This is a genomic window from Methylobacterium sp. 275MFSha3.1 (assembly GCF_900108435.1).
Lineage (GTDB): Bacteria > Pseudomonadota > Alphaproteobacteria > Rhizobiales > Beijerinckiaceae > Methylobacterium.
Genome location: NZ_FNWP01000002.1, coordinates 208,046 through 220,986 on the forward strand (window position 1 = coordinate 208,046; position 12,941 = coordinate 220,986).

Consider the following 12,941-nt stretch of genomic DNA (forward strand, 5'->3'; position numbering starts at 1 on the left):
CCGAAATTCTTCGACAGAAATACGGATTTATAGGTCGACGATGGACCGAATTGTGAAGTAATATGGGACAAATACCGGAATTGGCGAGGATTGTCGGGAATTGGGCCGCATTCTCGCGTGACGATATCGGCGCGGTCGCCGGCCGCGCGGCGGGCTTGTGCCGGTCCGTGGCGCGGCGCGAGGGACCAGGTATCCTGCGGGCGCACTCCCGAAGAGCCGCAGCTTCAGCGCTCTCGGCCTGCCGGTGCCCCCGCGATGACGGAGTGTGGCGCGAGGACGCGCCTGGCCGGATCTCGCTATCGCCGGGACGGTGTGCGGGCCAGCCGGCGGCTGGGCGGTGGTCCGCGCGGCGCCTACAGCGCGCGCTCGTAGCGCCACGCCTCCATCCCGTCCTCGTAATAGTCCTGCCGCACGGCGAAGCGGGTGTAGCCCCGGCGCTCGTAGAGGCGGATGCCGGCGCCGTTGTCGGCGCGCACCTCCAGCCGGAGCCGGTCGCAGCCCTCGGCGCGGGCGCGGGTCTCCGCGGCGTCGAGGAGCCGGCCGCCGAGGCCGAGGCCGCCGCGATTCGGCGCCACCGCGATCGAGGCCAGCCGGGCGATCCGGCTGCCGCGCCGCCGCTCCAGCACCGCGGCGCCGACGAGCACCGGAACGGGATCCCGGTCCGGCGGGTCGATCAGGGCCGCCAGCACGTCCATGGAGGGCGAGCGGATCGCGTGGCGGATCGCCCGGCGCTCGGCCCGGTCGGTGGCGAAGGCGGCGTGCTCCAGGGCGACGAGGGCGTCGAGATCGTCGAGCGTGGCGGTGCGAATCGTCGGCTCGGGGAGCCCGTCGCCGACCGGGCTGCGCAAGGGGGCGCTCATGACCGGGCGCTCACAGGGAGGCGCTCACGCCCGCGCCGTCGCGGTGAATCTGGTCGGCCCGGCCATCGCTCGCTCGCCTGAGTACTCTGCCCCGTCCGGTCAGATGCCCGCTTCCGCCCCGCTTGGGAAGCCCGCACGGCCCCGTCGACGCGGTCGGGACGCGTCGTCGATGCGTCGTCGATGCGTCGTTTTTGCAACGGAGCGCGCGGGGTGTGGATTGCGGGCGGAAAAGCTGGCGTTCCGGGGCGGTTTCCCCTTGTCGCGCGGGTCCCGTCTCCGTATATGCGCCGTGCCCAATTTCGCACGTGCCTGTGGCCGCGTGTCGGTTGGTGGGCATCCGGTCAACTGCCGGACAGCCGCCAGGGGTCTTAAAGGATCGATGGTCGCAAGGGTGGATCCCTACGGCCGGCATCCAGGTGGCAACACCGGACCCCGACAACAACCGGCAGCCGGAGGCGAAACCGGCGAACCCCGCTCTCCACGGGGGACGCAGCTTAAAGCAACGACGAACGGGCTTTTTTGGTCTCGTCGGCCCTCCACAGGCCGGCACCGAAGAGGCTTGTTTCTCTTTGCCCGGCGTGCGGTGGGGGTCCTCCCTTCCAATCCACGGCAGCTTCCGGGTGCTCTGCGCCCGCTCCGACGCACGCGTCTCCAAAGCGCGTGGGTCCGCGCGACGCATCGCCCCCTGACGCCGGCGGCCCGTTCGGGCCGTCATCTTCGACAGCGCGCCCCGCGTAGGGCGCTCGCGAACCCGTGCCGGGAGACGACCATGACCGACCGCATCCGTGACTTCCTGCGCGTGCGCCGCGACCTCGGTCAGGACGAGGGCCCCGTGATGGTCCTCGACCTCGACGTCGTGCGCGACAACTACACCGCCTTCGCGCGGTCCCTGCCGGACACCCGCGTGTTCTACGCCGTGAAGGCGAACCCGGCGCCCGAGGTGCTGCGCCTGCTCGCCGAGATGGGCTCCTGCTTCGACACCGCCTCCGTCGCCGAGATGGAGATGGTGCTGGCCGCCGGCGCCACCGCCGACCGGATCTCCTTCGGCAACACCATCAAGAAGGAGCGCTGCATCGGCCGCGCCCTCAAGCTCGGCATCCGCCTGTTCGCGGTCGATTGCCAGGCCGAGGTCGAGAAGATCGCCCGGGCCGCCGACGCGCTGGGCGTGCCGGCGGCCGAGGTGCGGGTGTTCTGCCGCATCCTGTGCGACGGCGCGGGCGCCGACTGGCCGCTCTCCCGCAAGTTCGGCTGCGTGCCCGAGATGGCCGCGGACGTGCTGGAGCACGCCCACCGCCAGGGGCTCGAGGCCTACGGCATCTCGTTCCACGTCGGCTCGCAGCAGGGCAACACCGAGGCCTGGGACGGGGCGCTCGGCTCCGCGGCGGCGATCTTCCGCGAGTGCGCGGAGCGCGGCATCGGCTTGTCGATGGTCAATCTCGGCGGCGGCTTCCCGACCAAGTACCTCAAGGCGGTGCCGGGCGTGGAGAGCTACGGCGAGGCGATCTTCCGGGGCCTGACCAAGCATTTCGGCAACCAGATCCCCGAGACGATCATCGAGCCGGGCCGCGGCATGGTCGGCAATGCCGGCCTGATCGAGGCCGAGGTCGTGCTCGTGTCGAAGAAGTCCGCCGAGGCCGACGAGGTCCGATGGGTCTACCTCGACATCGGCAAGTTCGGGGGGCTCGCCGAGACCATGGACGAGGCGATCCGCTACCCGATCCGTACTGCGCGGGACGGGGAGGCGACCGAGCCCTGCGTCATCGCCGGCCCGACCTGCGACTCGGTGGACGTGCTCTACGAGCGGCAGCTCTACCCGCTGCCGGTCTCGCTCTCGATCGGCGACAAGGTGCTGATCGAGGGGGCGGGCGCCTACACCACGACCTACGCGGCGGTGGCCTTCAACGGCTTCCCGCCCCTTCAGCAGATCGTCATCTGATCCTTCCTAGGATCAGGACGGGTTCCGGCTGAGGGACGCAGGCTCCTCCGTCCTCGCGAGCGGAGCGGAGCGATCCAGGGACGCGGGACGCCTTCCGACGTTTCGCTGCCCTGGGTCACGTCGCTTCGCTCGTGATGACGGGGAGGGCGACCCTGCCGGACGCTGACGTCCACCACCGCGTCGACCGAGGGCGTCCGGCTCTCGGTCACAGACAATCGCTTCTCCCGCTCGCCGGCCCGGGGAGGGCACAGCCATGATCGAGATCCGCGCGGAGCATCTCCACGACGTCCCGGCGCGCGAGCGCCTGCTCGACGCGTGCTTTCCCGGCAATCGACGCGCCAAGACCTCGGAGCGCCTGCGCGAGGGCCGCCTGCCGGCCCGCGGCCTCGCCTTCGCGGCGACCCGGGCGGGACGGCTCGTCGGCACCCTGCGGCTGTGGCACGTCGAGGCCGGGCTCGCCCGCCCGGCGCTGCTGCTCGGCCCGCTCGCCGTCGATCCGGCGATCCAGGGCCAGGGGCTCGGCTCGGTGATGATGCAGGCGGCCCTCGGCCGGGCGGAATCCCTCGGCCACGGCGCCGTGCTGCTGGTCGGCGACGCGCCCTACTACGCGCGCTTCGGCTTCGACCGGGCGCTCGCGGAGGGCCTGACCCTGCCGGGGCCGTTCGAGCGCGCGCGCTTCCTCGGTCTCGAGCTGCGCGCGGGCGCGCTGGCGGGCGCCGAGGGGATGGTCCGGGCGAGCGGCGTGCCGGCGCCGGTGGGCGCGGTGGCCAACGAGGCGGGGGTGGCGCGACGACGCGCCGCCTGAACGGGGCTTCGCCGCTCCGCCGATCTGAGGCGACGAACCGTCTTCGCGAGCGGAGCGAAGCAATCCAGGGTCGCGCCCCGCTCAATGACGTCGCGCTGCCCTGGGTCGCTTCGCTGCGCTCGCGATGACGGCGTGCAGAGCCGGTATGCTCCGTGGGGCGGCCGCATCGACCGCCTTGGCCAGCCCCATGCATTGCGCACGCCGCCCGCGATCCCGCATAGACGGTCCGCCGGCCTCCCGGAGAAGGTTGCTCGACCGATGCAGATCGCCACGCCCTACCTGATGTTCCTGGGCGACGTGCCCGACACGCTGGCGGCCAAGACCGCCTACGGGATCAAGGACTGGCGCCCGGAATGGTGCGTCGGCCAGATGCGCCTGCCGGGCTGCGCCGCCGATCTCGGCATCCCCGACATGACCCTGCCCGAGGCCCTGGCGAAGGGCTGCCGGACCCTGGTGATCGGCGTCGTCAACGCCGGCGGCGTCCTGCCGGACCACTGGGTCAAGGAGATCGTCGCGGCGATCGAGGCCGGTCTCGACGTGGCGAGCGGCCTGCACGTGAAGCTCGGCGCGGTCCCGGCCATCGCGGAGGCCGCCGCCCGCCGCGGCCGCCAGCTCCACGACGTCCGCCACACCGACGAGCGCTTCCCCACCGGCAAGGGCACCAAGCGGGCCGGGCGGCGCCTGCTCACCGTCGGCACCGACTGCTCGGTCGGCAAGAAGTACACCGTGCTGGCCCTGGAGCGCGGCATGCGCGAGCGCGGCCTCGACGCCGATTTCCGCGCCACGGGCCAGACCGGCGTGTTCATCTCCGGCCGGGGCGTCGCCATCGACGCCGTCGTGGCCGACTTCATCTCCGGCGCCGTCGAGACGATCTCGCCCGAGGCCGAGCCGAACCACTGGGACCTGATCGAGGGCCAGGGCTCGCTCTACCACCCGTCCTTCGCGGGCGTGAGCCTCGGCCTGCTGCACGGCGCCCAGGCCGACGCCTTCGTGGTCTGCCACGAGCCGACCCGCACCAACATGCGCGGCGTGAAGCACCCGCTTCCGACCATCCGGCAGGTGATCGACCTCACCGTGCAGCTCGGCAGCCTGACCAATCCGGGAATCAAGCCGGTCGGCATCGCGGTGAACACCCAGGCGCTCGCCGAGGGCGAGGCCCGGGCGCTCCTCGACGCGCTCGGCTCCGAGCACGGCCTGCCCGCCACCGACCCGGTGCGCTTCGGCGTCGACGGGCTGGTCGACCGGATCGTCGCCGACTTCCCGGCGATCTGATACCGCTTCCCTGTGCCGGCTCTCACTCCGTCCCCGTGAGCCGAGCGAAGCGATCCAGCAGCGCCATGCCAACCGGCCGCTCGCTGCCCTGGGTCACTTCGCTCCGCCCGTGATGACGGAGCGGGCTGCATCGACCGCAGGCCTGAACCGGAGACCCTACGACATGGCCCGCCGCCTGACCCTCGCCGTCGAGCGCTTCCCGATCGCCGGCGCCTTCACGATCTCCCGCGGCAGCCGCACCGAGATCGCCGTCGTAGTGGCGACGATCGCGGACGGCGACGCGGTCGGGCGCGGCGAGTGCGTGCCCTATCCGCGCTACGGGGAGAGCGTCGAGAGCGTCAGCGCCCTGATCGAGGGCCAGGCGGAGGCGATCGCGGCCGGGATCGGGCGGGACGCGCTCATGACCCGCATGAAGGCGGGCGCCGCGCGCAACGCCCTCGATTGCGCGCTGTTCGACCTCGAGGCGAAGCGGCAGGGCCGTCCCGCCTGGGAGATCGCGGGTCTCGCCGAGCCCCGGCCGGCCATCACCGCCTACACGCTGAGCCTCGGCACGCCGGAGAGCATGGCGGAGGCCGCCCGCAAGGCCGCCCACCGGCCGCTGCTCAAGGTCAAGCTCGGCGGGGACGGCGATCCGGAGCGCATCGCCGCGGTGCGGGCCGGCGCGCCGGAATCGCGGCTGATCGTCGACGCCAACGAGGCGTGGCGGCCCGAGAACGTGGAGGCCAACCTCGCGGCCTGCCTGCGAGCGGGCGTCGCGCTGATCGAGCAGCCGCTGCCGGCCGACGCCGACGCCCTGCTCGCCGAGATCCCCCACCCGGTGCCGGTCTGCGCCGACGAGAGCCTTCACGACCGCGCCGGCCTCGACGCGCTGGCCGGGCGCTACGACGCGATCAACATCAAGCTCGACAAGACCGGCGGCCTGACCGAGGCGGTGCTCCTCGCCCGCGAGGCGCGGGCCCGGGGGCTCTCGATCATGGTCGGCTGCATGCTCGGCACCTCGCTGGGCATGGCGCCGGCGGCCCTGCTCGCCAACGACGCGGAGTTCGTCGACCTCGACGGGCCGCTGCTGCTGGCCCGGGACCGTGACCCGCCGCTGCGCTACGAGGGCAGCCTGATGCACCCGCCGACGCCGGACCTCTGGGGCTAGGGCCCGCGGCGGGCCGGTCGTCGTCCGCGGTCCCGAGAGGGTCCCGCGCGATGTCCCGGAGGCGCCATCCTGTGGAGATCCCGGGTGCGGAGGATAGGGATCGCCCCGCCTGTCACCGGCAGGGCCTCACAAAGGGTTTGGGATTAGGTATACCAGAAGGCTTGCCTTCCGCTCGCCCGGCTGCCATCCATCGCACGTGCGCTTGGGGCCGTGGCGTGGACGCGCTGTTCCCAGCAGCCAGACAACACACAGCAAGTCTCAATGCTGGGGAGGACCGACGTGGCCAAGAACATCCTGATCCTGGGGGCCTCCTACGGCTCGCTCCTGGGCACCAAGCTCCTGATGGCCGGTCACAACGTGACCCTGGTGTGCCGGCGGAAGACCGCGGACCTGATCAACCGCGAGGGGACCGAGGTCCGCATCAAGCTGCGCGACGAGAAGGAGCACCGCGCGATTCACTCGCGCGATCTGCCCGGCAAGGTCGACGCGATGCCGCCGGAGGACGTCGACGTGTCGCGCTACGACCTCGTCGGCCTGGCCATGCAGGAGCCGCAGTACAACAACCACACGATCCGCGTCCTCATGATCAAGATCGCGGCGGCGAAGCTGCCGTGCCTATCGATCATGAACATGCCGCCGCTGCCCTACCTCAAGCGGATCCCGGCGCTCGCCGCCATGGACCTCGAGGACGCCTACACCAATGCCGGCGTGTGGGACCGGTTCGAGCCGGGTCTGGTGTCGCTCTGCTCCCCCGATCCGCAGGCCTTCCGACCGCCGGAGGAGGAGGCGAATGTCCTCCACGTCGGCCTGCCGACGAACTTCAAGGCCGCGACCTTCGCGGACGAGGCCCATAACCGGCTGCTCCGGGAGCTGGAGGCCGACATCGACGCCGTGCGCCTCGACGGGCACGACGTGCCGGTGAAGCTCAAGGTGTTCGACTCGCTGTTCGTGCCGCTGGCCAAGTGGTCGATGCTGCTCACCGGCAATTACCGCTGCATCACCCCGGGCGAGCCGCAATCCATCCACGACGCCGTCCACGGCGACCTGGCGCGCTCGCGGGCGATCTACGACCACGTCGACGGCATCGCCCGGAAGCTCGGCGCCGACGCGGCCGACCAAGTGCCGTTCGAGAAGTACGCCAAGGCCGCCGAGAGCCTGCTGAAGCCGTCCTCGGCCGCGCGGGCCGTGGCGAACGGCGCGCCCTACATCGAGCGGGTCGACCTGCTGGTGAAGCTCATCTCGCACCAGCTCGGCGAGCCGAACGCCGAGATCGACCGCACCGTCGAGACCGTCGACCGCAAGCTCGACGAGCGCATCATCGAGGGCTGACGGGCGCTGCCTTCGCTTCGCTCCGTCATCACGAGCGGAGCGAAGTGACCCGGGGCGGCGCGCCATCGGTCGGCGTGGCGCCGCTGGATTGCGTCGCTGCGCTCGCAAAGACGGTGGCGAGGTCTCCAACCGGAAACGGTATCACTCCGCCAGATCCAGAAAATGCCGCCCCTGGCGGTCGTCGATCTCGACGATCCAGAGATCGGAATCGAACCGGATCTCCTTGGCCAGGCGCTCCTCCACGTCGAGCGGGCTGCCGCCGGTGACGATCGCGGCGAAGCGGCGGTCGCCGCTCTCCTCGGCCTCGAACAGCGCTTGCGGCGCCGGTCCGTAGAGGTCGGCGCTGCCGTCGAGCCGATCGACCTTCACGAAGATCGCGCCCGCCTCCGCGGATCCGCGCCGGCGCAGCACCGCCGGGATGCCCGCGACGTCGAGACGCCGCAGATGGGCCGAAACCCAGAAATCGGAGCGCAGGCGCATGCGTCTGTAGCCCTGTGAATCGCGCGGCCCGCGCCGCGGGCGGGCGATCCGGCGCGGCGGTCGGCCCCTGAAACCCGGCCGGTTGTGAGCGGCGCAAACCCCGCCATGCGCGAAAGCGCCGGCACGGGCAAGCGCGGATGCGCGACGCCGCACGTCCAGAGCAAACGGCTCAGCGCGGTGAATAATCCGTCAAAAAATCCAGTCTTTTTCGGGATTAAAAAAGAACTGAACGATGTGCGTCAGCGCACATCTATAGTATTTTCTGCTGCCTAACTGAGCAAAGGGCGCCCGAATTCGCATGCCACGATGATTTGAGGAGCACTCCGATGCGGAGAATGACCTCGCTCGCGACGCTGATCGTCGCCTGCCTGTGCTTTGCTGTGCCGTCGGCCCACGCCCGTCCGGAGACGCTCATGGATTTACTGGGCCACCGCGACTCCGCGTCCTGCCCGCGCTACCAGCGGACGCCGAGTGATGCCTGCAACATCGTCGTGCACCGGCCCGGCGGTAATCCCACGCAGGACATGACCGGCTCGATCGGCCACGCGAAGTCCTTCCAGGCCAATGGCGGCCCGCGCTGCAAGACGATCTGCCGGTTCACCGGCACGCAGTACTGAGGGCCAGCTCACCGACGTCTCGCGACGATCGGCACCCGGGCCGCCGCTCCGGCGCGGGTGCCGCCGGGGCCCGCTAGCCGTGGCCCGCCCGCGCCATCAGCTCGCGCAGGGTCCGGCCCGTCGCCTCTCCGGTCACCGGCAGCTTGGCGCCGCGCTCGAACTTCTCGATCGCCGCGCGGGTGCCGGGGCCCATCGCGCCGTCGGGCTTCACCGCGTAGCCGAGCTTCGACAGCGCCTTCTGGGCCCGCAGCACCGGATCGCCGTCCTTCTCGGACTTGGCCGCCTTGGCGTCCGTCTCCTTCGCGGCCGGCTTGGCGGCCGGCCGAACCGGCGACGCCTTCGGGGTGACCGAGGCGGTGGTCTCCTCGGACCGGATCAGCTCGCCGATCGCGTCCCGGGCCGCCGGCTTGGCGGGGACCGGCGCGGCGGCGCGGTCGGCCTCGATGACCCGCACCGGATCCCGCGCGGGTTCCCGGAGGGCCTCCTTGGCGGCCGGCGCCGCCTCGCGGGGGGCGGGCGCCTTCTGGGCGAGCTTCGGCAGGATCGGCGCCGGGTGGCGCCCGGTCTGGTAGCCGAGGGCGTTGACGCAGACGAAGCCCGCCGCGCCGAGGGCGACGAGGCTGCCGAGAACGGCGCCCGGGCTGGTCCGGCAGGTCGCGCCCGTCGCCTTCAGCGCGCCGACGAGGACGGCGCGCCAGTCGCCCTGGACCGCGGCGCGGCGCGGCGCGGCGCGGCGCGCGCGGCCGGGTTCGCCCGGTACGGTGATCTCGCGGTAGCCTGACATCATGTCTCCTTCCGGGGATCTTCGGGTCAGCCGGTGCGGCGCAGGACCGGGTCGGCCGGGGCCGCGGCGAGGCCCGGCTCCGCGTCGAACAGGCCGAGCGGCAGGCGCACCACGCGGCGGGGCGCCGGGGCGCCGCGCACGGCCGTGCGGATCGGGGCCGGGCCGTGGGCGGCCGCGGGGGCCTGGCAGACGAGGGGCAGGGTGACGGTCACCACCGTCCCGGCCTGGGGCGCGCTCTCGATCAGCAGGGAGCCGCCGTGGAGGCCGACGAGGCCCTGGACCACCGACAGGCCGAGGCCGGTGCCCTCGTGCTGGCGCTTGTAGCCGCCGCTCCCGGCCTGGAAGAACGGTGTGCCGAGCTTGGGCAGGTCGTCCGCGCCGATGCCGACGCCCGTATCGGCCACGACGATGTCCAGGGTGCCGGCGCCGCGCCGCAGGGACAGGTCGATGCGGCCGCCCGCCGGGGTGAACTTCACGGCGTTCGAGATGAGGTTGATCAGCACCTGCCGGCAGGCGGCGGGATCGGCCGTGATCTCCACCGGTCCCGACGGGGCGGCGGTGACGACGACGCCGGCGGCGTCGGCCTTCAGGCGCATCATGTCGCAGCAGGCCCGGAGCAGGTCCGCGATGTCGAACGCCTCGGGGGTGCAGTCGAAATTGCCGCTCTGGATCCGGCTCATGTCGAGCAGCGTGTTGACGACGCCGAGCAGGTGGTGGCCCGAGGCGCCGATGATGCCGGCATATTCCCGCGCCTGGACCGGTCCGAGGCTGACGGCGCCTTCGCCGGCGAGGACCTCGGAGAAGCCGATGATCGCGTTGAGCGGCGTGCGCAGCTCGTGGGTGACGTTGGCCAGGAACCGGCCCTTGATCGCGTCGGCCCGCTCGGCCTCGGCGCGGGCGCGCTCCAGCTCGACGGCGTGCCGGTGGTGCTCGGTCATGTCGCGGGTGACCGCCACGACCGCCGTGGCGGCGTCGTGCGCGCCGTGCTCGATCCGGTGGGCGCGCATCTCGGCGTAGATCAGGCTCGCGCCGTCGGCGCGGCCGGTCTCGGGCTCGACGTGCAGGCGCAGGGGCAGGGTCGCGGGCCGGCCGGTCGCGGCGACGTCGCTCACCGCCTTGAGGAAGGCCGGGCGGTCGGCGACGTGGACGCGCTCCAGCAGGCCGTGGCCGCGCAGGCGGGCCGGGGCGCTGCCCAGGAGCCGGACGGCCGAGACCGAGGCCTCCAGCACGCGGCCGTTGCGGTCGTGCCAGGTCACGAGGTCGTCGATCGCCGAGAGCAGCAGCCGGTCGCGGGCCTCGTTGTCGCGCAGCCGCTCGCGCCAGACGCCCTCGTTGCGCATGTGCTCCAGGGCCTGGGCGGCGACGTGGCCGATCGCCGTGATGGCGAAGGCCGGCAGGGCGATCGCGGCCGAGATATCCATGACCGGCAGGGAGCCGGCCCAGGCGCCGAGGGCCACCACGGTCAGGACGCCGAGGACCGCCATCGCGGCGGCCGCGATCGTCGCGCGGAGCGAGCCGGAGACCAGCGCCTCGAGGGGGATCGCCACGAGCCAGACCGCGGCGGGCGAGGTGACGCCGCCGGTGACGCCCGCCAGGGCGACGACGAGGCCGGTCAGGCCCGCCGACGAGACCGCGTGGGCGACCCAGAGGGAGCCGGTGCGGGTGAGGAGGACGGCGGCGAAGACCGGCAGCAGCAGGCTCGCGATCGCCAGGACCTCGAAGCCCGACGGCACCCCGCGCCACAGTAGGTAGGGCGGCAGCCCGGCCATCATCACGGCGCCGGTCGCCAGCCGCGACACCAGGAAGCGCTGGTGGCGCGCGCGGGCGGCCGGATTGTCGACCACGGATTCGTGGACGAGGCCCGCGAGCCGGTCATCGATCAGCGACGTCAGGACAGTCTTGATGGTCAAGGTTGGCACGCGTCGCGCTGGCTGCGTTCCCGCATCCGTCGCGCCTCCGGTTCGACTTCGAACGACTACCGGACGGTCGCAGAGCCGGCTTAAACGAGTGTTGCGGGACTTGTCCGAATGGTCGGGATGCTTTCCGCGAGGTAACCAGCCGATCGCGAACAAGCTTCATTCACCATCGTGCGGGAAAGCTCGGGTCGGTAGAGGCCCGGTTCACGAAATCCGTCGAATGCTTCGCGCGATCTCGAGCGGAGAAACCGTTCCATGACCGTCCTGCTGCGCGCCGCGCTGGTGATCGGCGTGCTCTCCTACTTCGCCATGCTTCGCACCGGAGCGGACCCGGCCGCGGAGGCCCGCAGGCTCGCCGGGGCGGTCCCGAGCGCCCAGGCGGTCGTGCCGGCCGCCCTGGAGGCGGTCCCGCCCGAGACCCGGGAGCGGGCGGTCCGCGCCGTGCTGGCCCGCGGCCTGATGGCGGAGCTGAGCCGCCGCGCCGCGGAGGCGCCCTCGAACGACACCCTGCAGGAGACGGACCGGCAGCCCGCGTGGCGGGGCGCCGATCCGGAGAGCGATCCGCAGAACGATCCGAAAAGCGATCCCGGGACCGGCCCGCGCTGACGGCCGGCCGGTCAGCCCGGCTCCCCGCCGCTCGCCGTCCGGGCCCGCGCCGGCAGGCGCGGCCGCTGCGCGGCGACGCGCTCGGCGCCCTGGCGCAGCTTGGCCTCCGGGCCGTGTGCCGGCTGATGGGCATCGCTCCGACCGCGCTCGGCGAGCGGCCGGTCGAGGATCGCGGCGATCAGGTCCCGCGAGGCCGGACGGCTCACGGTGCGGAACAGCCGGACGAGATCGGCGACGCGCTCGGCCGAGCGCGCCACCCCCTGGTTGAGGGTCAGGAAGATGTAGACCGCCTCCTCCTCGTGCAGGCCGGCGGCCCGCAGGCCGAGGGTCAGGAGGTCGTAGCGGGTGCCCGCGTCGGCGACCACGGTCAGGAAATCGCGGGGCAGGCCGAGCCCGTCGGCCAGCGCCGCCATGAAGGCGGGAACGTCGCGAGCGGCGGACAGGCCGGTCAGGGTCTCGCCGAGGCCGCGGGGCGGCGGCGGGCAGGGGCGCAGGGCGGCGGTCGCCTCGACGGCCCGGCCGATCACCGTGCGGCGCATCGGGTCGGCGTGCAGGTACAGGGGCACGAGGTCGGCGGCCGAAACGTCGGGCCGGACCAGCAGCAGCCGCGCGAGGTCGGGGGCGGTGCGGCCGCGGTCCACGAGCCGCGACAGGGCCGCGCCCCGCAGGGTGTGGCCGAGATTGGCCGCCAGCGCGCGGTCGATCTCGGGGCGGCCCTCGCGGGAGAGTTCGTCCACCGCCTCCCGGCTCAGCCCGGCCCGGGCGGCGATGCGGGCGGCGATGTCCGACCCCTCGGCCAGGGCCGCCTCGATCAGGCGGTGGCTCAGGGTCGGGGCCAGCTCCACCACCGCGTCGCGGGCGCCGCCGCCGCGCAGGGCGAGCGCCTCCAGCACCGCGGGCGGCGTCTCGGGGCAGGGGGCCAGCTTGCGGGCCACGACCCGGGCCGTCTCCTCGTCCACCGTCGGGATGAGGCCGCAGGCCAGGGACTCGAAGATCTCGATCTCGGTCCGGTCCCGGGCCGCGGCCCGGACGAACAGGTCCGTCTGAACCCGGAGGATCACCGGCTTGAGATCGAGATTCTCGATGCGTGACAGTTCGAGGAGCCCGGACAGGTCCGGCGGAGCATCGACGGAAGGGGGCATGGAGGATCGGTTACGCAAGACTGCAGTAAGGTCACGCTAACCGCATC

Annotated in this window: 12 protein-coding genes; 7 read left to right on the top strand and 5 right to left on the bottom strand. The window is 72.6% G+C overall.

Features of this window, described 5'->3' with window-relative positions:
- Nucleotides 1-353: 353 nt before the first annotated feature.
- Complete coding sequence (locus BLW78_RS00940; RefSeq protein WP_091675789.1) at nucleotides 354-860, bottom strand: GNAT family N-acetyltransferase; 507 nt, start codon at nucleotides 858-860, stop codon at nucleotides 354-356.
- A 769-nt stretch (nucleotides 861-1,629) separates the two neighbouring features.
- On the opposite strand from BLW78_RS00940, the gene BLW78_RS00945 reads away from it, so the two are divergent.
- The 5 genes from BLW78_RS00945 to BLW78_RS00965 all read left to right on the top strand — a co-directional run bounded on the left by BLW78_RS00945 (nucleotide 1,630) and on the right by BLW78_RS00965 (nucleotide 7,349).
- Nucleotides 1,630-2,796 (top strand): type III PLP-dependent enzyme, encoded by a 1,167-nt coding sequence (locus tag BLW78_RS00945; protein ID WP_091675792.1) that lies wholly within the window; start codon nucleotides 1,630-1,632, stop codon nucleotides 2,794-2,796.
- A gap of 253 nt (nucleotides 2,797-3,049) precedes the next feature.
- Complete coding sequence (locus BLW78_RS00950; RefSeq protein WP_091675794.1) at nucleotides 3,050-3,601, top strand: GNAT family N-acetyltransferase; 552 nt, start codon at nucleotides 3,050-3,052, stop codon at nucleotides 3,599-3,601.
- Nucleotides 3,602-3,859: 258 nt separating this feature from the next.
- Nucleotides 3,860-4,873 (top strand): N-acetyltransferase DgcN, encoded by a 1,014-nt coding sequence (gene dgcN, locus BLW78_RS00955; protein ID WP_020091144.1) that lies wholly within the window; start codon nucleotides 3,860-3,862, stop codon nucleotides 4,871-4,873.
- 163 nt (nucleotides 4,874-5,036) lie between these two features.
- The gene (gene dgcA / locus BLW78_RS00960; protein WP_056526441.1) at nucleotides 5,037-6,020 is read left to right on the top strand and encodes an N-acetyl-D-Glu racemase DgcA; all 984 of its coding nucleotides are present in this window, start codon (nucleotides 5,037-5,039) and stop codon (nucleotides 6,018-6,020) included.
- 279 nt (nucleotides 6,021-6,299) lie between these two features.
- Nucleotides 6,300-7,349: a ketopantoate reductase family protein gene (locus BLW78_RS00965; protein WP_091675797.1), complete on the top strand. Its 1,050-nt coding sequence runs from the start codon at nucleotides 6,300-6,302 to the stop codon at nucleotides 7,347-7,349.
- A 141-nt stretch (nucleotides 7,350-7,490) separates the two neighbouring features.
- On the opposite strand, the gene BLW78_RS00970 is transcribed toward BLW78_RS00965, so the two are convergent.
- The gene (locus BLW78_RS00970; protein ID WP_091675799.1) at nucleotides 7,491-7,829 is read right to left on the bottom strand and encodes a DUF1491 family protein; all 339 of its coding nucleotides are present in this window, start codon (nucleotides 7,827-7,829) and stop codon (nucleotides 7,491-7,493) included.
- 326 nt (nucleotides 7,830-8,155) lie between these two features.
- On the opposite strand from BLW78_RS00970, the gene BLW78_RS00975 reads away from it, so the two are divergent.
- A complete protein-coding gene (locus BLW78_RS00975) occupies nucleotides 8,156-8,446 on the top strand; it encodes a hypothetical protein (protein ID WP_091675802.1) in 291 nt (96 codons plus the stop codon).
- Between the two features lie 73 nt (nucleotides 8,447-8,519).
- Here the strand turns inward: BLW78_RS00975 and BLW78_RS00980 are convergent, their stop codons facing one another.
- Both BLW78_RS00980 and BLW78_RS00985 read right to left on the bottom strand, forming a co-directional pair.
- On the bottom strand, nucleotides 8,520-9,233 hold the full coding sequence (locus tag BLW78_RS00980; RefSeq protein ID WP_244526697.1) for a peptidoglycan-binding domain-containing protein: 714 nt from the start codon (nucleotides 9,231-9,233) through the stop codon (nucleotides 8,520-8,522).
- A gap of 23 nt (nucleotides 9,234-9,256) precedes the next feature.
- Complete coding sequence (locus BLW78_RS00985; RefSeq protein ID WP_244526699.1) at nucleotides 9,257-11,140, bottom strand: sensor histidine kinase; 1,884 nt, start codon at nucleotides 11,138-11,140, stop codon at nucleotides 9,257-9,259.
- A 261-nt stretch (nucleotides 11,141-11,401) separates the two neighbouring features.
- Between BLW78_RS00985 and BLW78_RS00990 the strand changes: the two genes are divergently transcribed.
- Nucleotides 11,402-11,752, top strand: coding sequence for a hypothetical protein (locus tag BLW78_RS00990; protein ID WP_091675807.1), 351 nt, complete (start codon nucleotides 11,402-11,404; stop codon nucleotides 11,750-11,752).
- An 11-nt stretch (nucleotides 11,753-11,763) separates the two neighbouring features.
- On the opposite strand, the gene BLW78_RS00995 is transcribed toward BLW78_RS00990, so the two are convergent.
- Entirely contained in the window at nucleotides 11,764-12,894 is a 1,131-nt protein-coding gene (locus BLW78_RS00995; protein ID WP_091675810.1) for a DUF2336 domain-containing protein, read from the bottom strand.
- Nucleotides 12,895-12,941: the final 47 nt, after the last annotated feature.

Coding starts and splice junctions, on each gene's coding strand:
- BLW78_RS00940 (WP_091675789.1), bottom strand. CDS start 860: ATGAGCGCCCCCTTGCGCAGCCCGGTCGGCGACGGGCTCCCCGAGCCG.
- BLW78_RS00945 (WP_091675792.1), top strand. CDS start 1,630: ATGACCGACCGCATCCGTGACTTCCTGCGCGTGCGCCGCGACCTCGGT.
- BLW78_RS00950 (WP_091675794.1), top strand. CDS start 3,050: ATGATCGAGATCCGCGCGGAGCATCTCCACGACGTCCCGGCGCGCGAG.
- dgcN (WP_020091144.1), top strand. CDS start 3,860: ATGCAGATCGCCACGCCCTACCTGATGTTCCTGGGCGACGTGCCCGAC.
- dgcA (WP_056526441.1), top strand. CDS start 5,037: ATGGCCCGCCGCCTGACCCTCGCCGTCGAGCGCTTCCCGATCGCCGGC.
- BLW78_RS00970 (WP_091675799.1), bottom strand. CDS start 7,829: ATGCGCCTGCGCTCCGATTTCTGGGTTTCGGCCCATCTGCGGCGTCTC.
- BLW78_RS00975 (WP_091675802.1), top strand. CDS start 8,156: ATGCGGAGAATGACCTCGCTCGCGACGCTGATCGTCGCCTGCCTGTGC.
- BLW78_RS00980 (WP_244526697.1), bottom strand. CDS start 9,233: ATGATGTCAGGCTACCGCGAGATCACCGTACCGGGCGAACCCGGCCGC.
- BLW78_RS00990 (WP_091675807.1), top strand. CDS start 11,402: ATGACCGTCCTGCTGCGCGCCGCGCTGGTGATCGGCGTGCTCTCCTAC.
- BLW78_RS00995 (WP_091675810.1), bottom strand. CDS start 12,894: ATGCCCCCTTCCGTCGATGCTCCGCCGGACCTGTCCGGGCTCCTCGAA.